We start from the raw sequence: 26,307 nt of genomic DNA on the forward strand, positions 1-26,307 counted from the left end.
TCATTTTCGTGTTTCCCCTCGCACTTTTTTTCTTTCCTGATTGGCGGCACGCCCGCTTGTCGTTAACACTGTGGATCAGGTCAGACCTCTCAGGGCGATGATGCCCGGTCAACTTTCACAGGTGAAAAAGATGAGCAAAGCGCAGCCGTTGCTGACGCGTGCGGGCGATCGTATCGCCATCACTCATGGACTTCGCACGCCGTTCCTGCGCCAGGCAACAGGTTTTCATGGCATTCCCGCCGTGGAGCTCGGCCGGATGGTAGTAAGCGAACTGATGGCGCGCAGCGAACTGCCGGTCGAGGTAATAGAACAGATGGTATTCGGGCAGGTTATCCAGATGCCGGAAGCGCCCAATATCGCGCGGGAGATTGTTCTCAGTAGCGGGCTGAGCGTGCACACCGACGCCTACAGCGTCAGCCGCGCCTGTGCCACCAGCTTTCAGGCGGTCGCCAACGTGGCGGAAAGCCTGATGGCGGGCACTATCAGAGCGGGTATTGCAGGCGGCGCGGACTCCTCATCGGTACTGCCGATCGGCGTCAGCAAAACCCTGGCGCGTGCGCTGCTCGACCTCAGCAAAGCGCGCAGCGTCGGCCAGAAGATGCAGATCCTGCGTCGGCTGCGGCCGCGCGATCTGCTGCCGGTGCCGCCCGCCGTCGCCGAGTACTCCACCGGTTTGCGCATGGGCGATACGGCGGAGCAGATGGCGAAAACGCACGGCATTACCCGCGCCGCGCAGGACGCGCTGGCGCTACGGTCGCACCAGCGCGCCGCCAGCGCCTGGCAGTCCGGCGTACTGCAGCAGGAGGTGATGCCCGCCTTCGCGCCGCCGTGGAAAGCGCCGATTGAGCAGGACAATAACGTGCGCATGGCGGCGAAAATCGAAGACTATACGCGACTGCGTCCGGCATTTGACCGCCAGCACGGCAGCGTTACGGCGGCCAACAGTACGCCGCTTACCGACGGCGCGGCGGCGGTAGTGCTGATGAGCGAAGGACGCGCGCGTGAACTGGGCCTCTCGCCGCTGGGCTACCTGCGCAGCTACGCTTTTACTGCCACTGACGTTCAACAGGACATGCTGCTCGGTCCTGCCTACGCCTCGCCGCTGGCGCTGGCTCGCGCTGGCGTCGCGCTTGGCGATTTAACGCTGATCGATATGCATGAAGCCTTTGCCGCTCAGACGCTTTGCAATCTGCGCTGTTTCAGTGACGAACGCTTCGCGCGCGAAAAACTCAACCGCCCGCACGCGCTGGGCGAGGTCAATGAAGAGCGTTTTAACGTTCTCGGCGGCTCAATCGCCTACGGCCATCCTTTCGCCGCCACCGGCGCGCGTATGATCACCCAAACACTGCATGAACTGCGGCGGCGCGGCGGCGGGCTGGGGCTGGTTACCGCCTGCGCCGCAGGCGGCTTAGGCGCGGCAATGGTTCTGGAGGCGGAATAATGGAGCAGAGCGCTTTCTCTTTACAGATGCGGCAGGATCAGGTCGGCGTCATCGTTATCGACGTCCCGGGCGAAAAAATGAATACGCTGCGCGCGGCTTTTGCGCAGCAGCTGGCGGCGGTAATTGACGAGGCGCGGCGCAATACGCAACTGGCCGGCCTGGTGCTCATCTCCGGCAAGCCGGATAACTTTATCGCCGGCGCCGATATCAGCATGATCGCCGACTGCCGCAGTGCGCAGGAGGCTGAGGCCCTGGCGCGCCAGGGACAGGAGGCGATGGCGGCGATCGCGGCGCTGCCGTTTCCGGTGGTGGCGGCGATTCACGGCGCCTGCCTGGGCGGCGGGCTGGAGCTGGCGCTCGCCTGCGATGCGCGTATCTGTACGCTGGACGATAAAACCCGGCTCGGCCTGCCGGAAGTGCAGCTGGGGCTGCTGCCCGGATCGGGCGGCACGCAGCGTCTGCCGCGGCTGGTGGGGCTGCAACAGGCGCTGCCGCTGATGCTGACCGGCAAAACCCTGCGGGCAAAACAGGCGCGCAGACTGGGGCTGGTGGATGATGCTGTGCCTCAGGCCATTCTGCTGGAAACGGCGGTGGCGCGTGTGCTGAAGGGCAGGCATACCGCCCGCGAACTACCGCTGCGTGACCGCGTCATGCAGGCGCCGCTGGCGCGCCATGCGTTCTTCGCGCTGGCGCAGCGCGAAACCGCCCGTAAAACGCACGGCAACTATCCGGCTGCGCAGCGCATTATCGACGTGGTGCGCACCGGCATTGAGCAGGGCAGCGAGGCGGGACACCGGGCTGAGGCGCGCGCGTTCGGCGAACTGGCGATGACGCCGGAATCCGCGGCGCTGCGCAGTCTGTTCTTCGCCAGCACGGCGATGAAAAAAGAGCGGGGGGCGGATGCCGAACCGCGCGCGCTAAGAGAGATCGGCGTGCTGGGCGGCGGCCTGATGGGCGGCGGTATCGCCAGCGTAACGGCGATTAATGCCGGTCTGCCGGTACGCATCAAGGATATCAACCTGCAGGGCGTCAACCATGCGCTGAAAGCCAGCTGGGATGGACTGAGTGAAAAGGTAAAACGGCGGCATATCAGCGCGGCGCAGCGCCAGCAGCAGATGGCGCGCATCACTGGCGGCATCGATTATCAGGGCTTTGCGCAGCGCGATCTGGTGATTGAAGCGGTATTCGAAGATCTGCCGCTCAAACAGCAGATGGTGCGCGAGGTAGAAACGCACTGCGCGCCGCATACCATTTTCGCCTCTAATACCTCGTCGCTGCCCATTGCGGATATCGCCGCGCAGGCGCAGCGGCCGGAAAACGTTATCGGGCTGCACTATTTTAGTCCGGTGGAAAAAATGGTGCTGGTGGAGGTGATCCCGCACAGCGGCACCTCGCAGCAGACGCTGGCCACCACCGTTGCGCTGGCGAAAAAGCAGGGTAAAACGCCCATCGTCGTAGCGGATCGCGCCGGATTCTATGTAAACCGCATCCTCGCGCCCTACATAAATGAAGCGATGCGCTGTCTGCTGGAAGGCGAGCCCATTGAGCATATCGATCGCGCGCTGGTAAAAGCGGGTTTCCCCATCGGCCCGATTCAGCTGCTGGACGAGGTAGGCATTGACGTCGGCAGTAAGATCACGCCGGTTCTGCATCAGGCGTATGGCGAACGCTTCGCCGCGCCCGCCGCGTTTGAAGCGGTGCTGAAGGACGATCGCAAAGGGCGGAAAAACGGTAAAGGCTTCTATCTGTATGGCGGCAGGCAGCGCGGCAAAAAGCCCGATCCCTCGCTCTATCAGCTGCTGGGGCTGCAGCCTGCGGCGAAACAGAATGAACAGCAGATCGCCGAGCGCTGCATGATGATGATGCTTAACGAGGCGGCGCGTTGCCTGGATGAAGGGGTGATCCGCAGCGCGCGCGACGGCGACGTCGGCGCGGTATTCGGCATCGGCTTTCCGCCTTTTCTCGGCGGCCCGTTCCGCTATATGGACCGGCGCGGTGCGGCAAATATTGTACAAACCTTACGCGCGTTAATGGGTCAGTATGGCGACCACTTCGCCCCCTGCGAGGGGCTGCTGCAGATGGAACAGCAGGAAAGGAAATTTTACATTTCCTGACTGAATGGAATAACCGTACCGATTCAGCGGGTTAGAAAAGCGCCGCCGAAGCAGGCGGCGCGGCGCCAATCTGAGAAGCGCTTATTTAATAAACAACCGGTTGACTATACTCAAGTCATTGGGGTACAACACAGCGTTCATTCGCAGAATGAAGAGTCAGGCGCCTCCGCGCCGGGCGATATCGACAAACAACAGCGGTGCTTTATGCAAGTTTTTATCATGCGTCACGGCGATGCTGCTCTTGAAGCCGCCAGTGATTCGGTGCGACCTCTTACCCATTGCGGCTGTGATGAATCACGCCAGATGGCGAGCTGGCTTAACAGCCAGACGGTTGACGTAGAACGTGTGCTGGTCAGTCCCTATCTTCGTGCTCAGCAGACGCTGGCGACGGTACGCGAAGCGTTAAATCTGCCGGAGGGGCAGGATATTTTGCCGGAACTGACGCCCGGCGGCGATCCCGGCCTGGTGGCCTGCTATCTGCAGGCGCTGGGGAATGAAGGGGTGAAGTCGGCCATCGTGATCTCGCACCTGCCGCTGGTCGGCTATCTGGTGTCGGAACTCTGCCCGCAGGAAGCGCCGCCGATGTTCGCCACTTCCGCCATCGCCTGCGTGGATTTCGATCCCGCCAGCTGCGAAGGCAAGCTGTTGTGGCAGGTCAGCCCCTCTAAACTGGCGAAAGCCATATAATGCCCGCGGGCCGCGAGACGGCCCATCCCTTCTTAAGGCAGCTCGGGCGGTTGCCACTCCTCAACCTCAATCAGCACCAGCAATGCCGCGTCGCCGCCAAACATTTTCGGCGCCTGATGAAAGGCCATGACGTAAGGGTGCTGCGCCAGCCAGAGCGGCGTCTGCTGCTTGAGTATATGTTTGCCGTGGCCGGTCATGACGCTGGCGCAGAACAGATGTTCGCGCCGACAGGCGGCGATCAGCGCGCCCAGCTCCTGTTTGGCCTGCTGCTGCGTTAAGCCGTGCAGGTCGAGAAAAATTTCCGGCGTATAGTCGCCGCGCCGCAGCTTTTTCAGCTCGTAATGACTGACGTCGGCGCGTACATAGCGCGTCGCGCCTTCGGTTGCCAGCAACGGCTGAAACTCGTCGGAAAAGTAGTGACTGTTATCCACCTGTTCGGAAATTAATCGCTTTAGCGGCAGCTCGCGGCTTTTCACCGCGGGTTTATGCACCACGGTATCCTGCTTTATTTTGCGCGTGCCGCTCATTAGCTGGCGAAACAACGCTTTGTCGTCGTCATTCAGAGGGTTTTTTTTACTCATTTCAGGCGAATCTTGTCTGATAAGGCTGGAAAACAGCGAATGGCGTTACCTTACCGCCCGATCCGCTAATTGTCAGCTTTTTCACCTTGCTGCGCTGAATTCTCCCCGGCTTCATGGCACACTATCGGCCGATTTAGCAATTGGGCCTGCGGAGGGCTACGTGGACAAAATTTTCGTCGATGAGGCAGTCAACGAACTGCACACCATTCAGGATATGTTGCGCTGGGCGGTCAGCCGTTTTTCCGCCGCCGGGATCTGGTACGGTCACGGCACCGACAATCCCTGGGACGAAGCGGTGCAACTGGTCCTGCCCACGCTCTGGCTGCCGCTGGATATTCCGGAAGATATGCGCAGCGCGCGCCTTACCGCCAGCGAGCGTCATCGTATCGTTGAGCGCGTGATCCGCCGCGTCAACGAACGTATTCCCGTGGCCTATCTCACCAATAAAGCCTGGTTTTGCGGCCACGAGTTTTTTGTCGATGAACGCGTGCTGGTACCGCGCTCGCCCATCGGCGAGCTGATTGAAAACCGCTTTGCCGGATTAATCTCCGAAGCGCCGCGTCATATCCTCGATATGTGTACCGGCAGTGGCTGTATCGCTATCGCCTGCGCATACGCCTTCCCGGAAGCGGAAGTCGACGCGGTGGATATCTCTTATGACGCGCTGGCGGTGGCCGAGCAGAATATCGACGAGCATGGCCTGACTCAACAGGTGACGCCGATCCGCGCCGATCTGTTCCGCGAACTGCCGCCGTTGAAATATGATCTGATCGTCTCCAATCCGCCCTATGTCGATGCGGAAGATATGGAAGATCTGCCGAACGAATATCGCCACGAGCCGGAACTGGGCCTGGCGGCGGGCAGCGACGGCCTGAAGCTGGTGCGCCGCATTCTCGCCTGCGCGCCTGGCTATCTGAGCGACAACGGCGTGCTGATCTGCGAAGTAGGCAACAGCATGGTGCATATGATCGATCAGTATCCCGACGTGCCCTTTACCTGGCTGGAGTTCGATAACGGCGGCGACGGCGTCTTTATGCTGACGCGCCAGCAGATCGTCGACGCACAACATCACTTTTCTATTTATAAAGACTGAGCGAACGCTTCGTAACAAGGAATCACCATGGCCGGAAACAGCATCGGACAACTTTTTCGCGTAACTACCTTTGGCGAGTCACACGGTCTCGCGCTGGGCTGCATCGTTGACGGCGTGCCGCCTGGCATTCCGCTGACCGAAGCGGATATCCAGCACGATCTCGACCGCCGCCGTCCCGGCACCTCGCGCTATACCACGCAGCGCCGCGAGCCGGATCAGGTGAAAATTTTGTCCGGCGTTTTCGAGGGTGTCACCACCGGCACCTCGATCGGCCTGCTGATTGAAAATACCGACCAGCGTTCCCAGGACTACGGCGCGATTAAAGATCTGTTTCGTCCCGGCCATGCCGATTACACCTATGAGCAAAAGTATGGCCTGCGCGACTATCGCGGCGGCGGTCGCTCATCGGCGCGTGAAACCGCGATGCGTGTCGCGGCGGGCGCAATTGCCAAAAAATATCTGCAGATGAAGCATGGCATCCTGGTTCGCGGCTATCTGGCGCAGATTGGCGACGTGGCGTGCGAGCTGAAAGAGTGGAGCATCGTCGAAGAGAATCCCTTTTTCTGCCCGGACGCCAGCAAGCTGGAGGCGCTGGACGAGCTGATGCGCGCCCTGAAGAAAGAGGGCGACTCTATCGGCGCCAAAGTCACGGTGATGGCGGAAAACGTGCCGCCGGGCCTCGGCGAGCCGGTTTTTGATCGCCTTGACGCCGACCTGGCGCATGCGCTGATGAGCATCAACGCGGTGAAAGGGGTGGAGATCGGCGACGGCTTTGCAGTAGTGAACCAGCGCGGCAGCCAGCATCGCGACGAGATCCGCGCCAGCGGTTTCCAGAGCAACCATGCGGGCGGCATCCTCGGCGGCATCAGCAGCGGCCAGACCATCAGCGCCAACCTGGCGATGAAGCCGACCTCCAGCATCACCGTGCCGGGCAACACCATTACGCGCAGCGGCGAAGAGGTAGAGATGATCACCAAAGGGCGTCACGATCCCTGCGTGGGGATCCGGGCCGTGCCGATCGCCGAAGCGATGATGGCGATCGTGCTGATGGATCATCTGCTGCGCCACCGTGCGCAGAACGCCGACGTCAACAGCACCGTACCGCGCTGGTGACGCCATGAAATCACTGTTTATTCTCTTATCGGCGCTGATCTTCAGCGCCTCAGGGCTGGCCGCGACGCCGTGGCAGCGTATTCAGCAGCCGATCCCGGGAAGCGCGCAGTCTATCGGCTCCTTCGCCAACGGCTGCATCGTCGGCGCGCAGGCGCTGCCGCTGAACGCGCCTGCCTATCAGGTGATGCGCCAGGATCAGCGACGTTACTTCGGCCATCCCGATCTTATCCTGTTTATTCAGCGTCTCAGCACGCAGGCGCACAACCTGCAGCTCGGCAACGTGCTGATAGGCGATATGGGCATGGCGGCGGGCGGGCGCTTCAGCAGCGGGCACGCCAGCCATCAGACCGGACTCGACGTCGATATCTGGCTGCAGTTGCCCAAAACCCGCTGGAGCGCGCAGCAGCTGCTGAAGCCGCAGCCGCTCGACCTGGTGACGGCGGATGACAAAAGCGTGGTGGCGCGTCACTGGCAGCCGGAGATCGATAGCCTGATCAAACTGGCGGCGAAAGATAACGATGTTACGCGCATCTTCGTCAATCCGGCGATTAAAAAGCAGCTTTGCGCCGACGCTGGCGCCGACCGCGACTGGCTGCGCAAGGTGCGTCCGTGGTTCGCTCATCGCGCGCATATGCATGTGCGCCTGCGCTGCCCGCCCAACAGTATCGGCTGTGAAGATCAGCCTGCGCCGCCGCCGGGCGACGGCTGCGGCGCCGAGCTGGAGAGCTGGTTCCTGCCGAAAAAACCGGGTAGCGGCGCGCCTGTGAAGCGCGAGCCGCCGCCACTGCCGCAGGCGTGTCAGGCGCTGCTGGATAAACATCTGTTATAAGGGATCTCCATGGAGTGGTTTGTCGTCAGCCCGATGGTCGTCGGGATTCTGTTTCTGGTCGCCGTGCTGGCGGCCTTTATTGACTCCATCGCCGGCGGCGGCGGGCTGCTCACCGTGCCCGCGCTGCTGGCGGCCGGTCTCTCTCCTGCGCAGGCGCTGGCGACCAATAAGCTGCAGTCAGTGGGCGGCTCTTTCTCCGCAAGCCTCTATTTCGTGCGCCGCGGCGCGGTAAAGCTGAACGAACAGCGGCTCAATATCGCCATGACCTTTATCGGCGCGGTGCTGGGCACCATCCTGATCCAGCACCTTAACGCTGATGCGCTGCGTCAGGTCTTGCCGCTGCTGCTGATCGCTATCGGCCTGTGGTTTCTGCTGATGCCGCGTCTCGGCGAAGAAGATCGCGCGCGCCGCCTCTATGGACTGCCCTATGCGCTGATTGGCGGCGGTTGCGTCGGCTTTTACGACGGCTTTTTCGGGCCTGGCGCGGGCTCTTTCTATGCGCTCGCTTTTGTTACCCTGTGCGGCTTTAACCTCGCCAAAGCCACCGCGCATGCCAAAATTCTGAATTTCACCTCTAACTTCGCCAGCCTGCTGTTTTTTATGTTCGGCGGTAAAGTGATCTGGGGAACCGGCTTTATTATGCTGCTCGGCGCCTTCTGCGGCGCGCGGCTTGGGGCGCGGCTGGTCCTGAGCCGCGGACAGAAGCTGATCCGCCCGATGGTGGTGATCGTTTCTGCGGTAATGAGCGCGAAGCTGCTGTGGGACGCTCACGGCAGCGCGCTGCTGGCGTGGATCGCCGCGCTGTAATACATTCATTCCCGGCGCCGCGATAATGACGCCGTTTTTACGATGACACCATGAATACGACGCACCATTACGAACAACTGATTACGATTTTCGATAGCTGCTTTCGCGACGAGTTTCAGACCCGTCTAATTAAAGGCGACGACGAACCCATCTATCTTCCGGCAGACGAGAGTTCGCCGTGGAACCGCGTCGTGTTCGCGCACGGCTTTTACGCCAGCGCGCTGCACGAAATTTCTCACTGGTGTATCGCCGGTGAGGCGCGGCGCAAGCTGGTGGATTTCGGCTACTGGTACTGCCCGGATGGACGCGACGCTCAGACGCAAAATCAGTTTGAATCCGTGGAGATCAAGCCGCAGGCGCTGGAGTGGATGTTCTGCGTCGCGGCGGGCTTTCCGTTCAATGTCAGCTGTGACAATCTCGACGGAGATTGTGAACCCGATCGCATCGCGTTTCAGCGCAAGGTCCATGCTCAGGTTATCTCTTATCTGGAGAATGGCATTCCTGCGCGGCCCGGGCGTTTTATCACCGCTCTGGCGGACTTTTATGGCACGCCTGCACTGACGTCAGCACAGTTTCCCTGGCCAGACGATCTGTGATGAGTGCAGACATTATTAAAGAGGAATTGAGATGATCGCAGAATTTGAAGCGCGTATTCTGGCCCTGATTGACGATATGGTCGATCACGCCAGCGATGACGAGCTGTTCGCCAGCGGCTATCTGCGCGGTCACCTGACCCTCGCGGTCGCGGAAATCGAACAGTCGGGCGAGCATACGCCGGAAGCGTTGCAGACCCAGGTTGCCAACAGCCTGCAAAACGCCATTGCCGCCGGCGAGCTGTCGCCGCGCGATCAGGTGCTGGTGGTCGGCATGTGGGACAACCTGTTCCAGCAGGCGCGCCAGACCGCCTGAGACAGCGGGGCGGCGCAATGCCGCCCCGGTACTATTTCCCCGCTTTTTTCCCTTTCAGCAGCTTTCTCACCCAGTAGCGGTTCGGGCTGAGCGCGGCCAGCGTCGCGCGATCCAGCGGCTGCGGTTCGCCGCTCATCTGCGCCGCCAGCACTTCGGCGGCAAGCGGGGCGCTGCACAGGCCGCGCGATCCCAGCGCGCCCAGCAGAAAAAGCCCGGCATAGTGCGGCGCCGCGGCGATGACTTCGCCACGCGCGCGCTGCTCAGGAAGATCCGCATAGCTTGCCAGCGTCGCATCGTAGTCGGGCACGGCGCCCGCCATCGGCAGATGGTCGCGCGTGGCGCAGCGCACGCCGATGCGCGCTTCACCCGCGCTGACGTCCACCTTTTCCGCCCAGCCGCAGCCGGGCAGAGAGTGGAGCAGCCGCGTGCGGTTCTGCTGCTGATCCTCTTCGCGATAGACGGTCGCGGTATCGCCGCGATGGTAACTGGCGCCGATGCAGTGGGTGCCGAACTGCGGGCTGACCGGCGTCAGATAGCCGTCGTAGCAGAGCACGGTGTTCAGCGCCTTCAGACCCGGCGTGCTGGGAATATGGCTCACCTGGCCGGAAACCGCATAGGTCGGCAGCTGCGCGCTTTGCGGCAGGGCGCTGAGCTGGTGGCCGGTCGCCAGCGCCACATTCTGGTGCCGCGCCTCTTTACCGTCGGCGAAGCACAGCGTCCAGCCTTTATCCGTTTGCGAAAGCTGCGTCAGGCGGTGCAGCCAGTGAATGCGCAGCCCCTGCGTTTCGCCATGCGCCAGCAGGCCGCTGGTAAGTTCGGCGGGGGAGAGCCAGCCGCCGAGCGGATAGAAAATACCGCCGACACCCAGTTCAACCTGCGCCAGCGCCTCCGCCTCTTCCGGGCTCACCCCGCGCGCGATTGTCTCTGGCAGCCCCATCGCCAGCATCTGCGTAATTTTGTCGGCGCTTTTCTCATCCCAGCCGAGCTGCAGTACGCCGCTCCAGTGATGTTCATAGCTTACCGGCGCGGCGTCATACAGCCGACGCGCAAAGCTAAAAGCGGCGGGAAAGAAGCGCGCCAGTGCCGGGTCGTGCTGATTCAGCAGCGGATAGAGTGCGCCCTGGCGATTGCCCGACGCGCCCAGCGCGGCAGCTTCATCGGCGCAGTAGAGCGTGACGCGCCAGCCGCGGCGCAGCAGGGCAAGCGCCAGCACCGCGCTCGCTACGCCGCCGCCGACGATCGCCGCCTCGTTTTCTTGCGCGGCGGGACGCGCATACCAGGGCTGCACGGCGGGAAGATCCGGCGCCTGCCTCAGCACGCCGCACAACATCTCGCGTTTGTGGCCGAAGCCTTTGCGGCGTGTGACTTCAAAGCCCGCCTCCTGCAAACCGCGACGCACGAAGCCGGCGGCGGTGAAGGTGGCGAAAGTGGCGTCGGGCCGCGCCAGCTTAGCCATGGCGCTGAACAGCTGCGGCGTCCACATATCGGGATTTTTCGCCGGTGCGAAGCCGTCGAGAAACCAGGCGTCTACCTGGCGAAAGAGGCTGTCATCAAAGGTTTCAATAAGGGGATTAATATCGCCGAGCCAGAGATCGAGCGTGACGCGGCCACCGTCGAACAGCAGGCGCTGGCAGCCGGGCAGGGCGACGGGCCACTCCCGCTGCAGCTGACTGGCCCAGGGCTGCAGTTCCGGCCAGCGCTGATGCGCCGCCGCTAAGTCAGCCTGCGTCAGCGGGTATTTTTCAAAGCTGATAAAGTGCAGCCGCTGCAGGGCGGCGTCAGGCTGCGCCTGCTGAAAAGCGTCAAACGCCTGCCACAGCGTCAGAAAATTAAGGCCGGTGCCGAAGCCGCTTTCCGCCACGATAAAGAGATCGCGCGTATGCCGCGTGAAACGCTCCGGCAGATCGTTGCCGCCCAGAAAGACGTAACGCGTCTCTTCCAGACCGTTGTCATTGGAAAAATAGACGTCGTCAAAGGCTCGGGAAACAGGTGTACCCTGTTCATTCCAGCTTAGCTGGGCGTGTTCAACCGGGGAGAATTTCACGGTAAAGGCTCATTTTTCAGGCAATGGCGCGATTTTAGCGACCAGGGTCACATGACGCAAATTTACAAAAGGAAATGGCTGATCGGACTTGTTCGGCGTACAAGTGTAAGCTAGAGTGCACGTCAATCCAAAAAGAAGTGGAATGAGGACAACTGAATGAAACGTGCAGTGATTACTGGCCTGGGGATTGTTTCCAGCATTGGTAATAACCAGCAGGAAGTGCTGGCTTCTCTGCGTGAAGGCCGTTCCGGCATCACCTTCTCTCAGGAGATGAAGGATTCCGGCATGCGTAGTCACGTCTGGGGTAACGTCAAACTGGATACCACCGGCCTTATCGATCGCAAAGTTGTGCGTTTTATGAGTGATGCGTCTATCTATGCTTACCTCTCTATGGAAGAAGCGATCAAAGATTCTGGCCTGACCGACGAGCAGTATCAGAGCAACCCGCGTGTGGGTCTGATTGCCGGTTCCGGCGGCGGTTCGCCGCGCTTCCAGGTATTCGGCGCTGACGCTATGCGTAGCCCGCGCGGTCTGAAAGCGGTCGGCCCTTATGTGGTAACCAAAGCGATGGCATCTGGCGTCTCCGCCTGTCTCGCCACACCGTTTAAAATCCACGGCGTGAACTACTCGATCAGCTCTGCCTGCGCGACTTCCGCGCACTGTATCGGCAACGCGGTCGAGCAGATCCAGCTGGGCAAACAGGACATCGTGTTTGCCGGCGGCGGCGAAGAGCTGTGCTGGGAAATGGCGTGCGAGTTCGACGCGATGGGCGCGCTCTCCACCAAATATAACGACTCGCCGGAAAAAGCGTCTCGTACCTATGACAGCGAGCGCGACGGCTTCGTTATCGCTGGTGGCGGCGGTATGGTCGTGGTTGAAGAGCTGGAGCACGCGCTGGCGCGCGGCGCGCATATCTACGCAGAGATCGTCGGCTACGGCGCGACCTCTGACGGCGCGGATATGGTTGCGCCATCAGGCGAAGGCGCGGTGCGCTGCATGAAGATGGCGATGCAAGGCGTTGATACGCCGATCGACTACCTGAACAGCCACGGCACCTCAACGCCGGTGGGCGACGTGAAAGAGCTGGGCGCAATCCGTGAAGTCTTCGGTGACAACACCCCGGCTATCTCCGCTACCAAAGCGATGACCGGCCACTCGCTGGGCGCGGCGGGCGTGCAGGAAGCGATCTATAGCCTGCTGATGCTGGAGCACGGCTTTATCGCGCCGAGCATCAATATCGAAACGCCAGATCCGGCGGCGGAAGGGATGAACATCATCACCAAACCGACGGAAAAAGCGCTCACCACCGTGATGTCCAATAGCTTCGGCTTCGGTGGCACCAACGCGACCCTGACAATGCGTAAGTTCCAGGCGTAATCGCTAAAAATGTTTTATAAAGGGCCGGTCTGACCGGCCCTTTTTCTTTTGTGGGGCAGGAGCAGAGACGTTTATAACAAGGAGCTACGTCCGTTATGACCACAACCGCAACCGAGCCGCAGTCGGCTTCCACCTTGCCGCTGGCCTGCTCTTCGCTGGCCGTCTTTATTACCTATCTTACCGCCGGACTGGCGCTGCCGGTTATTCCGCTCTACGTGCATCAGGAACTGGGCATGAATAACGTGATGGTCGGCGTCGCGGTCGGCATTCAGTTTTTCGCCACGCTGCTGACGCGCGGCTTTGCCGGGCGCCGCGCCGATCGGCACGGCGCGAAGCGCACCACGCAGCAGGGGATGCTGGCGATTATGCTGGTGGGCGTCGCCTACCTTGCCGCCGCGCTGCTGCCGGTTCCGGCACTGATTAAGTTCGCGCTGCTGGCGCTGGGGCGTCTGCTGCTCGGTTTCGGCGAAAGTTTTCTGCTTACCGGCAACCTGACCTGGGGGCTGGGACTGGTCGGCGCGAAGCGATCCGGGCTGGTAATGTCATGGAACGGCATGGCGATTTACGGCGCGCTGGCTGCCGGGGCGCCGCTCGGCCTGCTGCTGCACCAGCACGGCGGCTTTGCGCTGCTGGGTGCGGTCGCAACGGCCCTGCCGCTGGCGGCGCTGGCGCTCAACAGCGGCATCCGCCCGGTGCCGGTGATGGGTGGCGAGCGGCCTTCGCTGTTCAGCGTGATCCGCGCTGTGCTCCAGCCCGGTCTGGCGCTGGCGCTGCAGGGCGTCGGCTTTGCGGTGATCGGCACCTTCACCTCGCTCTATTTTGCCGCCCGGCACTGGGGCAACGCGGGCTTTACCCTGACGGCGTTCGGCGTCGCCTTTGTGCTGGTGCGCCTGGTTTTCGGCGGCACGCCGGACCGCCACGGCGGCATCCGCGTCGCGCTGATTTCGCTGCTGGTGGAGGCGGCGGGTCTGCTGCTGCTGGCGTTTGCCGTCAATGGCTGGATGGCGTTGATCGGCGCTGCGCTGACCGGCTGCGGCTGCTCGCTGATTTTCCCGGCGCTTGGCGTCGAGGTAGTGAAACGCGTCTCGCCGCAGGTGCGCGGTACGGCACTGGGGGGCTTCTCCGCTTTTCAGGATGTCGCCTACGGCGCCAGCGGGCCGATTGCCGGACTCATCGCAACCGCGCTGGGCTACGGCTCGGTCTACCTTGCGGGCGCCTGCTGTGCGCTACTGGGCATGGTCGTTACCTGGCGCTTTTCCCGCCGCGCCTGAACAGCGCGGCCAGCTTTGCGCAGCCCGTAGCGATTTCGCCGGGCGACAGTGCGGAAAACCCGAGGATCCAGCCTGGCTGCGCTGGCGTATCGATCGCCAGCGGGCTGAGACGCGGCAGCGTCAGTCCCTCTTTTTCCGCCTGCGCGGTCAGCGCCGCCTCATCTTCGCCTGCGCAGAGCCTGACTGTTAATTGCAGTCCGCCGGGTGTGGCGATCGGCGTCAGCCAGGGCGAAAGGGGCTGCAGTCGCGCCAGCAGCAGGTCGCGGCGGCTGCGATAGAGCTGGCGCATCAGCCGCAGGTGGCTGGCGAAGTGTCCTTGCTGCAAAAAAGCCGCTGTCACCGCCTGCGGTAACTGAGCGCTGTGCCCGTCCATCACGCTGCGCGCCTGACCGAGCGGGGCGACCAGCGCAGGCGGCACCACCATCCACGCCAGCCGCAGCGAGGGAAAAAGCGATTTGGAAAAGGTGCCCAGCGCGATCACTCGCCCGTGGCGATCCAGCCCCTGCATGGCGGGCGTCGGCCGATCGTCATAGTGAAACTCGCTGTCATAGTCATCCTCAATAATCCAGCTGCCGTGGCGCTGCGCCCACGCCAGCCATGCAAGGCGGCGCGGCAGGCTCATCGCGACGCCGCCAGGGTAGTGGTGCGACGGCGTCAGGTAGAGCAGCTTTGCCGCGCCGCTCTGCAGTTGCGCGCCTTCGCTATCCAGCGGCACGCCGCGGCAACGCGCGCCTGCCGCCACAAAGGCGTTGCGCGCGCCGGGATAGCCGGGCGTCTCCAGCCACACCTCATCGCCGGGATCGAGAAACATCATCGCCAGCAGCTGTAACGCCTGCTGCGAGCTGGTCAGGATAATTACCTGCTCTGGGCGGCAGCGCATCCCGCGCGACAGCGCCAGATAGTCCGCTACCGCGTTGCGCAGCGGCAGATAACCGAGCGGATCGCCGTAGCCCATCAGTTGACTTCCCTCGGCGCGCTGCACGCTGGCGCTCAGCCGTCGCCACAGGCGGTGCGGAAAAGCGCGCAGTTCCGGCGAACCGGCGGCGAAAGCGTGGGGGAAGGGGGGATCCTGGCAGCCGCCGGTGGCGATAACCGCACTGCCGCGCGAGGAGAAGCGCGGCAGCTCCGCAGACGCGGCGCGCGGCGTCTGCGTGGGCATCACAATGGCGACAAAGGTGCCGCGGCCGACCTCGCGGCTGAGATAGCCCTCGCTTTCCAGCTGCGCATAGGCCGCCTCCACCGTCACACGCGACAGGCCAAGATCGCCCGCCAGCTGGCGCGTCGACGGCACTTTTTGCCCGAAGCTGAGATGGCCTGCGGCGATCGCCTGGCGCAGCGTGGCGCACAGGCGTTCGCGCAGCCCGCCCTGCGCGTTGTGGCTGAAAAGCGTCAGCAGCGGCGTACTCATAATGGTCTTATCTCAACGTGGATATGGGTCTCAGGGAGCAGTCCACTTTGCCGTAAACTGACCGCCTACCACAACAGGAGAATGATCATGTCACAGGTTCTACGTTTCCCGCCGCCGTCGCCGCAGCAAAGCCTCGACTATCTGCAAAATAAACTTGCCTGGTACGCCGACGCCTGGGATGTCGCGGACGATCTGGCTCATCAGGTAGCGGAAATCGTGGTGATTGACGCGCGTTCGTCGGAAGCCTACCGCGCGGGACATATTTGCGGCGCCCTGAGTTTTCCGCATCGCAACATGAACGCCGAAAGCACGGCAGGACTGGATCGCAGCAAAGTCTATATCACCTACTGTGACGGCATCGGCTGCAACGGATCGACCAAAGCGGCATATAAGCTGGCGGCGCTGGGTTTTCAGGTGAAGGAGCTGATCGGCGGGCTGGATTTCTGGCGGCGCGACGGCCATCCGATGTGCTGGGGCGACGCGCCGGGCGAATGGCCTGCAGCCACCCCCGGCGCGCAGTGCGGCTGTTAACTCAGAGCAGCAGCCACAGCAGCAGAGCGACCACAATCAGCGCGACAGCCACGCCCAGCAGCGGGCGCTGCGCCAGCGGCTGCGGCAGCGCGGCGATAAAGGGCGCCCAGATCGGCTGCGGGCGCAGCGCGCTGTCGGCCAGAGGCTGCTCCTGATTTTTTTCGGCGCGGCGCGCAAAGAGCTGATTGAGCAGATCCTGCGTCTGGGCAGGCGTCAGGATCGTTTGCGGCGTCGCCTGGAAACGCTGCAGGCTGTAATCCTCCAGCTGCTGGCGTTCGCTGCGATCGAGCGGCTGCTTGAGCGAGACTTCCAGTATCTGCAAAGTAGGCGCGCTGTGCTGGCTCAGCGTCTGGCGCACCTGCAGATATTGCGTCAGCAGCGGGAAATGGCGCGACGGAATAGGATCACCGCTGGTGAGATTAACCAGCTTAAGCGCCGAGGCCCAGATTTTTCCGGTGGATTCGCCTGTGGCGGCCGCCAGTCGAGCGATCTGCTGGTTCAGCGTCTGATGTTCGGCAGGCAGCAGCGTACGGTCGGTGGTGCGCGACTGCTGCGGCTGCGGGATCGCCATCTGACCGTTTTGCAGCATGGTCAGTACCTGACGCAGCTGATCCTGCGACAGCGAACTCAGCACCGTCTGGCCGAACTGCTGACGAATAAAATCGCTTACCGCCTGACGGTTATTGCCCTGCGGCAGCAGGTCGGTGAGCTGGGTGAGCAGCTGGCGCGTGGCGCGTCCGTTTTCCGCCTGCGTCAGGCGGCTGTTAAGATACTGCTCCGCCGCCGGAAAATGGCGCGACTGCAGCTCCGCCTCGCTTTTCACGCCCACTTCGCGCTGTACGCCCGCCCAGAGTTCAGGCGCTTTTAGCGTGCTGAATGACATAATGCGCACAATCAGGCGTTCCAGCGTGGTGCGCTGGGCTGGAGAAAGAGGCTGATCGCCTGGCGTCGCGCCGGGACGGGGCGCGCCGGTTGACGGCGTGACAGCAGAACGATCGCCCATCGGCGCACCGGGGCCGCTAAGAGGTTGCATGGCGGAATCCTTGAAAACAGAACAGCGTGGGGTGCGCCGGAAAAAAGATGCGCCATGATAGCAAAAGCCCCCGGGAAATCCCACGGGGGCCTGTGTTTATTCAGCCAGGCGTCGTTGCCGCCTGACGACGCCTGAGCGGGGTTTTCAGACGCTGCGCAAGAAGCACGCCAGACAGCGTCATCGCGCCGCCGATCCAGTGATAGGCGTGCAGCTGCTCATGCAGGAACAGCACCGCGATAATAGCGGTAAAGACCGGGATAAAATTCATAAAGATGCTGGTCGTGCTGGCGCCCAGGCGCTGTACGCCGAGGATCCACAGAAAGGGCGCGATAATCGAAGCGAACAGCCCGGCAAACAGCACCAGCGGGATATTTTGCGCGTTAAGCGCGACCTCAGGCGCGCGCAGAAAGCCCGGCAGCAGCAGCAGGACACCAAAGCAGATCTGCACATAGAGGCTCTGCCAGTTAGGCAGCGGAATCGCCCAGCGCCGGGTCAGCACGCCGTAGAGCGCATAAGAGGTCGAGGCGGCCAGCATCATCAGTTCGCCGCTGCCCAGACGCTGCTGCAGCAGCTGCGCAGGATGGCCCTCGCTCACCAGCCATACCAGGCCCGCAAACGACAGAAGGCCGCCGATAAGAATACCGCGCGTCGGCGCCAGCCGCAGCACCACCAGACTGAGCAGAATGGTCAGCAGAGGAATAGTCGCGCCGAGAATGCCCATCATGACCGCCGAGACGCTGTGCGCGGCGTAGTAAGCCAGGCTCTGATACAGCACCATGCCAAGCAGGCCGAGGATCAGCAGCCGTCCCAGGTTGGCCCGGATAGTATGGCGATGCCGCCACGCGCCCGGCAGCGCGAAAGGCGTTAGCACGATAAGCGCCAGCAGCCAGCGATAAAACGAAATAGCGGCGGGATCGATGCTCCCGGCGGAGAGCTTGCTGACGATGGTATTCACCGACCAGATCAGCACCGCCAGCAGCGGAAAAAGTAAATTCATGATGGGCTCCTGAGAAGTAATGCGATCAGTTTACTTTTGACTGCTTTTAAGGAGATAGTTAAAACCAGACAAAAAACGTTGCTGACCGGACAGAATGAATTTACAGGTTGAATACCAGCCGCCTGAAGATGCGCTGCGGCTTCACTACTTTATGCGCTATGAGCAGACCAACGCCAAAACGGAATATCTGCCGCATGCCCACGAATGGGGGCAGGTGATATTCGTGACGCGTCACGTACTGGAGATGAACGTCGAGGGCGAGCGGCTGTTAACGCCTGCCAGCATTCCTATCTGGATCCCACCGCGTCAGCGGCACGCCAGCTATAACCACCAGCAGGCGCAGTTCCGCACGTTTAATCTCGCCGCCTCGCTGTGCGATGGCCTGCCCCAGCAGGCGTGCCTGCTGAATGCCGACGCTATCGTACATGCGATTATGGATGAGTTCGCGCGCCTGGGGCTGGAGCAGCCGGAAAGCCCGGAGCAGTGGCGGCTGTGCGAGGTGCTGCGCGATCGGCTGCGGCTGGCGCCGGTGCAGGAGAGCTATCTGCCCGGTTCGCAGGATAAGTTTCTTGCGCCGGTGCTGCAGGCGCTGGAGGCGCATCCCGGCGACAACACCACGCTGGCGGAGTGGGCGGCGCGCGTCTTTACCACCGAGCGTACGCTGGCGCGTCGCTGTCGGCAGGATCTGCATATGTCCTTCAGCGAGTGGCGACAGCGGCTGCGTTTTCTGCACGCCGTCGCGCAGCTGGGGCAGGGCAAAAGCGTGCAGGCGATTGCGCACGATCTCGGCTACAGCTCGGCGTCGGCGCTGATTGTGATGTTCCAGCAGCAGGCGGGCACCACGCCGGATCGCTACCGCGCACGCCTGGGTTAACAGGCGCGTTTGTGCCACAATAGCGCATCTTAATAATGCAACCAGCAGGAAGGCCGTGGTGAAGATTCTTGTCGATGAAAATATGCCCTATGCGCGTGAACTGTTCAGCCGCACCGGCAGGGTGCTGGCGGTGCCGGGACGTCCGCTGCCGCAGCAGGAACTGGACGATGCCGACGGCCTGATGGTGCGGTCGGTCACGCAGGTGAACGAAGCGCTGCTCGCCGGCAAGCCGGTCAAATTCGTCGGCACCGCCACGGCGGGCACCGACCATATCGATGAAGAGTGGCTGCAACAGGCGGGCATCGCCTTTTCCGCCGCGCCAGGCTGTAATGCCATTGCCGTGGTGGAGTATGTCTTTTCCGCGCTGCTACTGCTGGCGGAACGCGACGGATTCGCGCTGCGCGACCGCACCGTCGGCATCGTCGGCGTGGGCAACGTGGGCGGACGACTGCAAAAGCGGCTGGAAGCCTGGGGCGTGAAAACCCTGCTGTGCGATCCGCCGCGCGCCGATCGCGGCGACGAGGGGGAATTCCATTCTCTTGATGCGCTGGTGGCGGAGGCGGATATCCTGACTTTCCATACGCCGCTGTTTAAAGAGGGGCCTTATAAAAGCTGGCATCTCGCCGATGCGGCGCTGCTGATGGCGCTGAAGCCCAACGCCATTCTGATCAACGCCTGTCGCGGGCCGGTGGTGGATAACGCCGCGCTGCTGGAGGTGCTGAAAATGCGCGCCGATCTCAGCGTGGTGCTGGACGTCTGGGAGCCGGAACCGGCGCTGTCCCTCGACCTGCTGGACAAGGTGGATATCGGCACGGCCCATATCGCCGGTTATACCCTGGAGGGCAAGGCGCGCGGCACGACGCAGGTGTTTGAAGCCTGGTGCGACTTTCTCGGCCAGCCGCAGCAGGTGCCGCTCAGCGAGCTGCTGCCGCCCCCGGAATTCAGCAGCGTCACCCTTAACGGCCCGCTCGATCAGCCAACGCTGAAACGTCTGGCGCATCTGGTGTATGATGTGCGCCGCGACGACGCGCCGCTCCGTAAAGTGGCGGCTAAACCCGGCGAATTCGACCGCCTGCGCAAAGAGTATGAAGAGCGCCGCGAGTGGTCATCGCTGGAGGTGATCTGCAGCGACGCAGCGACCGTCAGCCTGCTGAACGCCCTTGGGTTTTGCGCGCGTCTCAACAACAGCTAAATTAAACTTCTCGCCGTGCCAAATATGGCGAGGGATAATTCCGAAACCTGGGCGGTGAATATCACCGCCTTCTGTTTTTATGTCATTGTCTGGAGTAAACCAACATGTCTGACGGCTGGAATATTGCGCTACTTGGCGCGACAGGCGCAGTAGGGAACGCTGTACTGGAACTGCTGGCGGAACGCCAGTTCCCGGTTGGTGAATTGTATGTGCTGGCGAGCGAAAACAGCGCCGGTGAGACCCTGCGTTTCGAGGGGCGTTCGCTGCGCGTCGAGAACGCGGCGGATTTTGACTGGTCACAGGCGCAGCTGGCCTTTTTCGTCGCCGGGCGCGACGCGTCGGCGCGCTATGCGGAGGACGCCGCCAGTGCCGGTTGCCTGGTGATCGACAGCAGCGACTGCTTTGCGCTGTCGCCGGATGTGCCGCTGGTGGTGCCGGACGTCAACCCGCACGTGCTGGCGGACTACCGCAATCGTAACCTGATAAGCGTCGCCGATAGCCTGACCAGCCAGCTGCTTTGTGCAATCAAACCGCTGGTGGATGCGGCCGGTTTAGGTCGCCTGCAGGTAACAAATCTGATCTCCGCCTCCAGCCACGGCAAAAGCGCGGTAGACGGCCTGGCGGGCGAGAGCGCGCGACTGCTTAACGGCGTACCGGCGGAAGAGCATTTTTTCGGCCGTCAGCTGGCGTTTAACCTGCTGCCGCAGCTGGCCGACGCGGAGGGCAGCGTCGCCAGCGAGCGTCGTCTGGTTGATCAGGTGCGTAAAGTGCTGCAGGACGAAGGCCTGCCGATTGCGGTCAGCAGCGTGCAGGCGCCGGTCTTTTACGGCAACGCGCAGATTGTGCATCTGGAGAGCCTGCGTCCGCTGTCGGCAGATGAGGCGCGCGGCGAGCTGGCGCAGGCTGCCGATATTAGCCTGAGCGACGAAGATGACTACCCGACGCAGGTTGGCGACGCCTCCGGCAATGAGCAGCTCAGCGTCGGCTGCGTGCGCAACGACTACGGTATTCCTGAACTGCTGCAGTTCTGGTCGGTGGCGGACAATATTCGCTTCGGCGGCGCGCTGATGGCGGTCAAAACCGCTGAGAAGCTGGTGCAGGAGTATCTCTATTAATGTCGGAAGGTCAGACCTATAAGCTGGCGCTTGGCGTCGAGTATGACGGCAGCCGTTATTACGGCTGGCAGCGCCAGCAGGAAGTGCGCAGCGTGCAGGAAAAGCTGGAAAAAGCGCTGTCGAAAGTGGCGAACCATGACGTAAACGTGTTTTGCGCCGGCCGTACCGACGCTGGCGTACACGGCACCGGACAGGTGGTGCATTTCGAAACCACCTCGCAGCGCGCCGACGGCGCCTGGACGCTGGGCGTAAACGCCAACCTGCCGGAGGATATCGCGGTACGCTGGGTAAAGGCGGTGCCGGATGAGTTTCACGCGCGCTTCAGCGCGACGGCGCGGCGCTACCGCTATCTGATCTACAACCAGCGGTTGCGTCCCGCTATCCTTGGTCGCGGCGTCACGCATTTTTATCATCCGCTGGATGCAGAGAAGATGCACCGCGCCGGACAGTGCCTGCTGGGCGAAAACGACTTTACCTCGTTTCGCGCTGTGCAGTGCCAGTCGCGCACGCCGTGGCGCAACCTGATGCATCTGAACGTCACGCGGCAGGGCGCGTTTGTCATCGTCGACATCAAAGCCAACGCCTTTGTGCATCATATGGTGCGCAATATCGTCGGCAGCCTGATGGAGATCGGCTGCGGCAACCAGCCGGAGGAGTGGATGGCGACGCTGCTGGCGGCGAAAGATCGTACGCAGGCGGCGGCGACGGCCAGAGCGGAAGGGCTTTATTTAGTCGCGGTGGATTATCCGTCGCATTTTGCGTTACCCGAACCGCCCATGGGACCCTTGTTCCTGGTGGATTAATTTAGCAGGTCATTTTCAGAGAGGCGTTATGGAGTTCGTCCACTTTTTGGTTGATTTTATTCTGCATATTGATGTGCATCTGGCCGAGCTGGTTGCGCAGTACGGCATCTGGATTTACGCCATTCTGTTCCTGATCCTGTTTTGTGAAACCGGTCTGGTGGTTACGCCGTTCCTGCCGGGCGATTCGCTGCTGTTTGTAGCGGGCGCGCTGGCGGCGCTGCCGGGCAACGATCTTAATATCCACCTGATGGCGGCGCTGCTGGTGGTGGCCGCCGTGCTGGGCGATGCGGTGAACTATACTATCGGCCGTCTGTTCGGCGAGCGGCTTTTCAGCAACCCGAACTCTCGCATCTTCCGTCGCAGCTATCTCGATAAAACCCATGGTTTTTATGAGCGTCACGGCGGGAAAACAATTATCCTGGCGCGTTTCGTGCCGATTGTGCGCACCTTTGCGCCTTTCGTCGCCGGTATGGGGCATATGTCCTATCGCCATTTCGCCCTGTTTAACGTGGCCGGCGCGCTGGCGTGGGTGCTGCTGTTCTCCTACGCGGGCTATCTGTTTGGCGACCTGCCGGTAGTGCAGGAGAATCTTAAGCTGCTGATCGTCGGGATCATTGTGGTTTCGGTACTGCCCGGCTTGATTGAGGTCTGGCGTCACCGCCGCCAGGCGAAACAGCACAAACAGCCGTAAAGGGTGCGGTCGCGCCGCGGTTAGACCAGATTTTTATCCACAGTCTGAATTGGTTGTGGTTTAATGAGCGACATTTCATGTCCGCTGAAGCGGTTTTCAGCGGCAAATAAGATGACTGGACCAGGTCAGTTTTAAACAAAAAGGTCTTCAATGAGCTGGATTGAACGCATTCTTAATAAAAGCAACGTTACGCCTGCACGTCGTGCCAGCATCCCTGAAGGGGTCTGGACTAAGTGCGACAGCTGCGGTCAGGTTCTGTACCGCGCCGAGCTGGAGCGTAATCTTGAGGTCTGCCCGAAGTGCGACCATCACATGCGCATGCACGCCCGCGAGCGCCTCAACAGCCTGCTCGATCAGGGCACGCAGACTGAGCTGGGCAGCGAGCTGGAGCCGAAGGACATCCTGAAGTTCCGCGACTCCAAGAAATATAAAGATCGTCTTGCTGCCGCGCAGAAAGAGACGGAAGAGAAAGACGCGCTGATCGTGATGAAAGGTCAGCTGCACGGTATGCCGGTTGTCGCGGCGGCGTTTGAGTTCGCCTTTATGGGCGGCTCTATGGGCTCCGTGGTCGGCGCGCGCTTCGTGCGTGCGGTTGAGCAGGCGCTGGAAGATAACTGCCCGCTGATCTGCTTCTCTGCCAGCGGCGGCGCGCGTATGCAGGAAGCGCTGATGTCGCTGATGCAGATGGCGAAAACCAGCGCCGCGCTGGCCAAAATGCAGGAGCGCGGTCTGCCCTATATTTCGGTGCTGACCGATCCGACCATGGGCGGCGTCTCTGCCAGCTTCGCGATGCTGGGCGATCTTAACGTTGCCGAGCCGAAAGCGCTTATCGGCTTTGCCGGTCCGCGCGTCATCGAGCAGACCGTGCGCGAAAAACTGCCGCCGGGCTTCCAGCGCAGCGAGTTCCTGATTGAGAAGGGCGCGATCGACATGATTATTCGTCGCCCGGAAATGCGTTATAAACTGGCGAGCCTGCTGGCGAAGATGATGAATCTTCCCGCGCCGCTGCATGATGGCGAACCGACCGCGCCTGCGGATGAGCCGGAAAGCAACGAGGCCTGACAGGAGAGAGAGGCGCGCGCGGCGCGCCTTTCACCAATGCACCGTCGAACCGGCTGAACCGGGTCAAAATCTGTTAAACGGGACATATGGACACTCTTCACCTTCCTCAAGCCACGTCGCCTTTGGCCACGTGGCTTTATTATCTTGAGCATCTGCATTCGCAGACCATTGAGCTGGGCTTGGATCGCATTCGCTGCGTCGCGCAGCGCCTCGACCTGCTGAAGCCCGCGCCTTTCGTTTTCACCGTCGCCGGCACCAACGGCAAAGGCACCACCTGCCGCACGCTTGAGACGCTGCTGATGGCGGCGGGCTATCGCGTCGGGGTCTACAGCTCGCCGCATCTGGTGCGCTATACCGAACGCGTGCGCGTACAGGGCAAAGAGCTCGATCCCGCGCTGCACAGCGCCAGCTTTGCGAAAATCGAAGCGGGACGCGGCGACGTTTCCCTGACCTATTTTGAATTCGGCACCCTCTCCGCGCTGAACCTGTTTCAACAGGCGCAGCTGGATGTGGTGATCCTCGAAGTAGGACTGGGCGGTCGCCTGGACGCCACCAATATCGTTGACGCCGACGTGGCAGTGGTAACCAGCATCGCGCTGGATCATACCGACTGGCTCGGCCCGGATCGTGAAAGCATCGGCCGCGAAAAAGCGGGCGTATTTCGTGGCGGCAGGCCCGCCGTGGTCGGCGAACCGGATATGCCCGCCAGCATCGCCGCCGTCGCGGCGGAGAAGGGCGCGCAGCTGTTGCAGCGCGACCGCGACTGGTGCTACAGCCAGCAGCCGGAAAGCTGGGCGTTTCGCGACGCGCAGGGCGAGCTGAACGATCTGCCGCTGCCGCAGGTGCCGCTGCCGAATGCAGCCACGGCGCTGGCGGCGCTGCGCGCTTCCGGGCTGAACGTCAGCGATGCGACGATCCGCGACTATCTGCCGCTGGCGATCCTGCCTGGCCGTTTTCAGACGGTAAGCGAATCGCCGCGCGTCATCCTCGATGTGGCGCATAACCCCCATGCGGCGAGCTATCTGGCGTCGCGTCTGGCGCAGCTGCCGAATAGCGGCCGCGTGCATGCGGTGGTGGGAATGCTGCATGATAAAGATATCGCCGGCACCCTTGAGGCGCTGGCGCCGCAAATCGACCGCTGGTACTGCGCACCGCTTGACGGCCCGCGCGGCGCTACTGCCGATGAGCTGATGGCGCATCTGCCGGCCGACGCGGCGACGGCCTTTGCCGACGTGGACAGCGCCTGGCAGGCGGCGCGTCAGCAGGCCGAGGCGCAGGACATTGTGCTGGTATGTGGATCTTTCCATACCGTGGCGCAGGTCATGGAATCGACAGAGATGGAGAAAGGTCGTGGCGAGTAAGTTTCAGAACCGCCTGGTCGGCACCATTATTCTGGTGGCGGTGGGCGTGATTGTGCTGCCGGGCCTGCTGGACGGCAAAAAGAAGCACTATAAAGAGGAGTTCGCGGCGATCCCGCTGGTGCCGAAGCCCGACGATCAACAGGACAGCGAGATGGTGCCGCCGGTTACGCAGCCATTGCCTGCTCAGCCGCCGCAGGGCGCAGGCAGCGCGGTAAGCGGCGGCAACAGCGGCGCCAGCAATCCCGTCGCCGAGCAGGGCAACGCTACGCCGCAGAGCAACAGCGGGCCGAGCGTAGTGACGCCGCCGCCGGTGCATCAGAGCGCGCCGACGAAACCGCGTCAGGTTGAGCAGCCAAAAACCAGACCGGTCGAACAGCCGAAAGCGAAAGCGGCCGAGCAGCCGAAAACGCAGCCGAAGCCGGTAGAGCAGCCGAAGCCGGTTGAGTCGAAGCCGGTGGAAACGAAGCAGAGCGAACCGGCGAAGCCAGCGGAAACGCCGAAGCCAGCAGAGCAGAGCGCGCCTGCCGGTCAGGCTTACGTGGTGCAGCTCGGCGCGCTGAAAAACGCAGCGAAGGTCAATGAGATCGTCGCGAAGCTGCGTCTGTCAGGCTATCGCGCTTTCACCGTGCCATCGACGGCGGTACAGGGGCAAATCACCCGTATCTATGTTGGCCCGGACGCCTCAAAAGCGAAGCTGCAAAGCTCGCTGTCGGAGCTGCAGAGCGTTTCCGGCCTCGGCGGTGTCGTGAAGCCCTATAGCGCGCATTAAAGCATCAACAGGCGCCGCCGATAGCATAAAAAGGCGGCGCCGCACGCAGTGTTAAAGCGACGCTGGCTAATATAATTTATTAAGATTCAACGGCTTGTCCGGCTGAGTCTCCGTCGGGCGAGGAAAGTTTTTTTCATCGCCCTTTTTATGGAAGCTGAAAAGGAAAAGCGCTACGCAAACGTTTTCTTTTTCTGTTAGAATGCGC

At 62.0% G+C, this 26,307-nt stretch carries 25 protein-coding genes; 20 read left to right on the forward strand and 5 right to left on the reverse strand.

Going from position 1 to position 26,307, the window contains the following annotated elements:
* Positions 1-130 precede the first annotated feature (130 nt).
* The 3 genes from fadI to sixA all read left to right on the forward strand — a co-directional run bounded on the left by fadI (position 131) and on the right by sixA (position 4,242).
* On the forward strand, positions 131-1,441 hold the full coding sequence (gene fadI / locus D7S44_RS06035; RefSeq protein ID WP_120453006.1) for an acetyl-CoA C-acyltransferase FadI: 1,311 nt from the start codon (positions 131-133) through the stop codon (positions 1,439-1,441).
* Positions 1,441-3,555 carry a fatty acid oxidation complex subunit alpha FadJ gene (gene fadJ, locus D7S44_RS06040; RefSeq protein ID WP_120453008.1) on the forward strand — a complete coding sequence of 705 codons (2,115 nt, stop codon included), beginning with the start codon at positions 1,441-1,443 and terminating at the stop codon, positions 3,553-3,555. Before fadI ends, fadJ begins: the two co-directional genes overlap by 1 nt.
* Before the next feature lie 204 nt (positions 3,556-3,759).
* Positions 3,760-4,242, forward strand: coding sequence for a phosphohistidine phosphatase SixA (gene sixA, locus D7S44_RS06045; protein WP_120453009.1), 483 nt, complete (start codon positions 3,760-3,762; stop codon positions 4,240-4,242).
* Positions 4,243-4,274: 32 nt separating this feature from the next.
* Here sixA and smrB read toward each other — a convergent pair whose 3' ends face one another.
* Positions 4,275-4,823: an endonuclease SmrB gene (smrB, locus tag D7S44_RS06050; protein WP_081140321.1), complete on the reverse strand. Its 549-nt coding sequence runs from the start codon at positions 4,821-4,823 to the stop codon at positions 4,275-4,277.
* 160 nt (positions 4,824-4,983) lie between these two features.
* On the opposite strand from smrB, the gene prmB reads away from it, so the two are divergent.
* From prmB to D7S44_RS06080, 6 genes are read left to right on the forward strand one after another with little or no spacing between them, the layout of a single operon-like run.
* Entirely contained in the window at positions 4,984-5,916 is a 933-nt protein-coding gene (gene prmB, locus D7S44_RS06055) for a 50S ribosomal protein L3 N(5)-glutamine methyltransferase (protein ID WP_120453011.1), read from the forward strand.
* A 27-nt stretch (positions 5,917-5,943) separates the two neighbouring features.
* Positions 5,944-7,029: a chorismate synthase gene (gene aroC, locus D7S44_RS06060; protein ID WP_120453013.1), complete on the forward strand. Its 1,086-nt coding sequence runs from the start codon at positions 5,944-5,946 to the stop codon at positions 7,027-7,029.
* A gap of 4 nt (positions 7,030-7,033) precedes the next feature.
* Positions 7,034-7,858 carry a penicillin-insensitive murein endopeptidase gene (gene mepA, locus D7S44_RS06065; protein ID WP_120453015.1) on the forward strand — a complete coding sequence of 275 codons (825 nt, stop codon included), beginning with the start codon at positions 7,034-7,036 and terminating at the stop codon, positions 7,856-7,858.
* A 9-nt stretch (positions 7,859-7,867) separates the two neighbouring features.
* The gene (locus tag D7S44_RS06070) at positions 7,868-8,665 is read left to right on the forward strand and encodes a sulfite exporter TauE/SafE family protein (RefSeq protein ID WP_120453017.1); all 798 of its coding nucleotides are present in this window, start codon (positions 7,868-7,870) and stop codon (positions 8,663-8,665) included.
* A 50-nt stretch (positions 8,666-8,715) separates the two neighbouring features.
* Positions 8,716-9,261 (forward strand): elongation factor P hydroxylase, encoded by a 546-nt coding sequence (locus D7S44_RS06075; RefSeq protein ID WP_120453019.1) that lies wholly within the window; start codon positions 8,716-8,718, stop codon positions 9,259-9,261.
* A gap of 31 nt (positions 9,262-9,292) precedes the next feature.
* Positions 9,293-9,574, forward strand: coding sequence for a YfcL family protein (locus D7S44_RS06080; RefSeq protein WP_120453021.1), 282 nt, complete (start codon positions 9,293-9,295; stop codon positions 9,572-9,574).
* 31 nt (positions 9,575-9,605) lie between these two features.
* On the opposite strand, the gene mnmC is transcribed toward D7S44_RS06080, so the two are convergent.
* Positions 9,606-11,618: a bifunctional tRNA (5-methylaminomethyl-2-thiouridine)(34)-methyltransferase MnmC2/FAD-dependent 5-carboxymethylaminomethyl-2-thiouridine(34) oxidoreductase MnmC1 gene (mnmC, locus tag D7S44_RS06085; RefSeq protein ID WP_120453023.1), complete on the reverse strand. Its 2,013-nt coding sequence runs from the start codon at positions 11,616-11,618 to the stop codon at positions 9,606-9,608.
* Positions 11,619-11,774: 156 nt separating this feature from the next.
* Here mnmC and fabB point away from each other — a divergent pair, with 156 nt between their 5' ends.
* Both fabB and D7S44_RS06095 read left to right on the forward strand, forming a co-directional pair.
* Positions 11,775-12,995, forward strand: a complete 1,221-nt coding sequence (gene fabB / locus D7S44_RS06090; RefSeq protein ID WP_120453025.1) for a beta-ketoacyl-ACP synthase I — start codon at positions 11,775-11,777, stop codon at positions 12,993-12,995.
* Between the two features lie 95 nt (positions 12,996-13,090).
* Positions 13,091-14,266, forward strand: coding sequence for an arabinose transporter (locus tag D7S44_RS06095; protein WP_120453027.1), 1,176 nt, complete (start codon positions 13,091-13,093; stop codon positions 14,264-14,266).
* Here D7S44_RS06095 and pdxR read toward each other — a convergent pair.
* Entirely contained in the window at positions 14,238-15,674 is a 1,437-nt protein-coding gene (pdxR, locus tag D7S44_RS06100) for a MocR-like pyridoxine biosynthesis transcription factor PdxR (protein ID WP_120453029.1), read from the reverse strand. The two genes, D7S44_RS06095 and pdxR, sit on opposite strands and share 29 nt — an antisense overlap.
* 87 nt (positions 15,675-15,761) lie before the next feature.
* Between pdxR and D7S44_RS06105 the strand changes: the two genes are divergently transcribed.
* On the forward strand, positions 15,762-16,205 hold the full coding sequence (locus D7S44_RS06105; RefSeq protein ID WP_120453031.1) for a rhodanese-like domain-containing protein: 444 nt from the start codon (positions 15,762-15,764) through the stop codon (positions 16,203-16,205).
* Between the two features lies 1 nt (position 16,206).
* Here the strand turns inward: D7S44_RS06105 and flk are convergent, their stop codons facing one another.
* Entirely contained in the window at positions 16,207-17,238 is a 1,032-nt protein-coding gene (flk, locus tag D7S44_RS06110) for a flagella biosynthesis regulator Flk (RefSeq protein WP_120453033.1), read from the reverse strand.
* Positions 17,239-17,338: 100 nt separating this feature from the next.
* Positions 17,339-18,235 (reverse strand): DMT family transporter, encoded by an 897-nt coding sequence (locus D7S44_RS06115; protein ID WP_120453035.1) that lies wholly within the window; start codon positions 18,233-18,235, stop codon positions 17,339-17,341.
* Positions 18,236-18,329: 94 nt separating this feature from the next.
* Here D7S44_RS06115 and D7S44_RS06120 point away from each other — a divergent pair, with 94 nt between their 5' ends.
* From D7S44_RS06120 to dedD, 8 genes are all read left to right on the forward strand, one after another.
* Positions 18,330-19,109: an AraC family transcriptional regulator gene (locus D7S44_RS06120; RefSeq protein ID WP_120453038.1), complete on the forward strand. Its 780-nt coding sequence runs from the start codon at positions 18,330-18,332 to the stop codon at positions 19,107-19,109.
* A gap of 58 nt (positions 19,110-19,167) precedes the next feature.
* The gene (gene pdxB, locus D7S44_RS06125) at positions 19,168-20,301 is read left to right on the forward strand and encodes a 4-phosphoerythronate dehydrogenase PdxB (RefSeq protein WP_120453040.1); all 1,134 of its coding nucleotides are present in this window, start codon (positions 19,168-19,170) and stop codon (positions 20,299-20,301) included.
* A gap of 104 nt (positions 20,302-20,405) precedes the next feature.
* Positions 20,406-21,416, forward strand: coding sequence for an aspartate-semialdehyde dehydrogenase (locus tag D7S44_RS06130; RefSeq protein WP_120453042.1), 1,011 nt, complete (start codon positions 20,406-20,408; stop codon positions 21,414-21,416).
* A complete protein-coding gene (gene truA, locus D7S44_RS06135) occupies positions 21,416-22,219 on the forward strand; it encodes a tRNA pseudouridine(38-40) synthase TruA (RefSeq protein ID WP_120453044.1) in 804 nt (267 codons plus the stop codon). The genes D7S44_RS06130 and truA overlap by 1 nt, the downstream gene beginning before the upstream one ends.
* 28 nt (positions 22,220-22,247) lie before the next feature.
* Positions 22,248-22,910, forward strand: a complete 663-nt coding sequence (locus D7S44_RS06140) for a DedA family protein (RefSeq protein ID WP_120453045.1) — start codon at positions 22,248-22,250, stop codon at positions 22,908-22,910.
* A 150-nt stretch (positions 22,911-23,060) separates the two neighbouring features.
* Positions 23,061-23,972 (forward strand): acetyl-CoA carboxylase, carboxyltransferase subunit beta, encoded by a 912-nt coding sequence (accD, locus tag D7S44_RS06145; protein WP_120453047.1) that lies wholly within the window; start codon positions 23,061-23,063, stop codon positions 23,970-23,972.
* An 86-nt stretch (positions 23,973-24,058) separates the two neighbouring features.
* Positions 24,059-25,333, forward strand: a complete 1,275-nt coding sequence (gene folC / locus D7S44_RS06150) for a bifunctional tetrahydrofolate synthase/dihydrofolate synthase (RefSeq protein WP_120453049.1) — start codon at positions 24,059-24,061, stop codon at positions 25,331-25,333.
* Positions 25,323-26,102 carry a cell division protein DedD gene (dedD, locus tag D7S44_RS06155; protein WP_120453051.1) on the forward strand — a complete coding sequence of 260 codons (780 nt, stop codon included), beginning with the start codon at positions 25,323-25,325 and terminating at the stop codon, positions 26,100-26,102. The genes folC and dedD overlap by 11 nt, the downstream gene beginning before the upstream one ends.
* The last annotated feature ends 205 nt before the right edge of the window (positions 26,103-26,307 follow it).

This window comes from Pantoea piersonii (assembly GCF_003612015.1).
Classification (GTDB): Bacteria; Pseudomonadota; Gammaproteobacteria; order Enterobacterales; family Enterobacteriaceae; genus Pantoea; species Pantoea piersonii.

Excerpts from the sequence above, each read along its gene's own strand:
- fadI (WP_120453006.1), top strand. The coding sequence starts at position 131 with ATGAGCAAAGCGCAGCCGTTGCTGACGCGTGCGGGCGATCGTATCGCC.
- fadJ (WP_120453008.1), top strand. The coding sequence starts at position 1,441 with ATGGAGCAGAGCGCTTTCTCTTTACAGATGCGGCAGGATCAGGTCGGC.
- sixA (WP_120453009.1), top strand. The coding sequence starts at position 3,760 with ATGCAAGTTTTTATCATGCGTCACGGCGATGCTGCTCTTGAAGCCGCC.
- smrB (WP_081140321.1), bottom strand. The coding sequence starts at position 4,823 with ATGAGTAAAAAAAACCCTCTGAATGACGACGACAAAGCGTTGTTTCGC.
- aroC (WP_120453013.1), top strand. The coding sequence starts at position 5,944 with ATGGCCGGAAACAGCATCGGACAACTTTTTCGCGTAACTACCTTTGGC.
- mepA (WP_120453015.1), top strand. The coding sequence starts at position 7,034 with ATGAAATCACTGTTTATTCTCTTATCGGCGCTGATCTTCAGCGCCTCA.
- D7S44_RS06070 (WP_120453017.1), top strand. The coding sequence starts at position 7,868 with ATGGAGTGGTTTGTCGTCAGCCCGATGGTCGTCGGGATTCTGTTTCTG.
- D7S44_RS06075 (WP_120453019.1), top strand. The coding sequence starts at position 8,716 with ATGAATACGACGCACCATTACGAACAACTGATTACGATTTTCGATAGC.
- D7S44_RS06080 (WP_120453021.1), top strand. The coding sequence starts at position 9,293 with ATGATCGCAGAATTTGAAGCGCGTATTCTGGCCCTGATTGACGATATG.
- fabB (WP_120453025.1), top strand. The coding sequence starts at position 11,775 with ATGAAACGTGCAGTGATTACTGGCCTGGGGATTGTTTCCAGCATTGGT.
- D7S44_RS06095 (WP_120453027.1), top strand. The coding sequence starts at position 13,091 with ATGACCACAACCGCAACCGAGCCGCAGTCGGCTTCCACCTTGCCGCTG.
- pdxR (WP_120453029.1), bottom strand. The coding sequence starts at position 15,674 with ATGAGTACGCCGCTGCTGACGCTTTTCAGCCACAACGCGCAGGGCGGG.
- D7S44_RS06105 (WP_120453031.1), top strand. The coding sequence starts at position 15,762 with ATGTCACAGGTTCTACGTTTCCCGCCGCCGTCGCCGCAGCAAAGCCTC.
- flk (WP_120453033.1), bottom strand. The coding sequence starts at position 17,238 with ATGCAACCTCTTAGCGGCCCCGGTGCGCCGATGGGCGATCGTTCTGCT.
- D7S44_RS06115 (WP_120453035.1), bottom strand. The coding sequence starts at position 18,235 with ATGAATTTACTTTTTCCGCTGCTGGCGGTGCTGATCTGGTCGGTGAAT.
- D7S44_RS06120 (WP_120453038.1), top strand. The coding sequence starts at position 18,330 with ATGAATTTACAGGTTGAATACCAGCCGCCTGAAGATGCGCTGCGGCTT.
- D7S44_RS06130 (WP_120453042.1), top strand. The coding sequence starts at position 20,406 with ATGTCTGACGGCTGGAATATTGCGCTACTTGGCGCGACAGGCGCAGTA.
- truA (WP_120453044.1), top strand. The coding sequence starts at position 21,416 with ATGTCGGAAGGTCAGACCTATAAGCTGGCGCTTGGCGTCGAGTATGAC.
- D7S44_RS06140 (WP_120453045.1), top strand. The coding sequence starts at position 22,248 with ATGGAGTTCGTCCACTTTTTGGTTGATTTTATTCTGCATATTGATGTG.
- accD (WP_120453047.1), top strand. The coding sequence starts at position 23,061 with ATGAGCTGGATTGAACGCATTCTTAATAAAAGCAACGTTACGCCTGCA.
- folC (WP_120453049.1), top strand. The coding sequence starts at position 24,059 with ATGGACACTCTTCACCTTCCTCAAGCCACGTCGCCTTTGGCCACGTGG.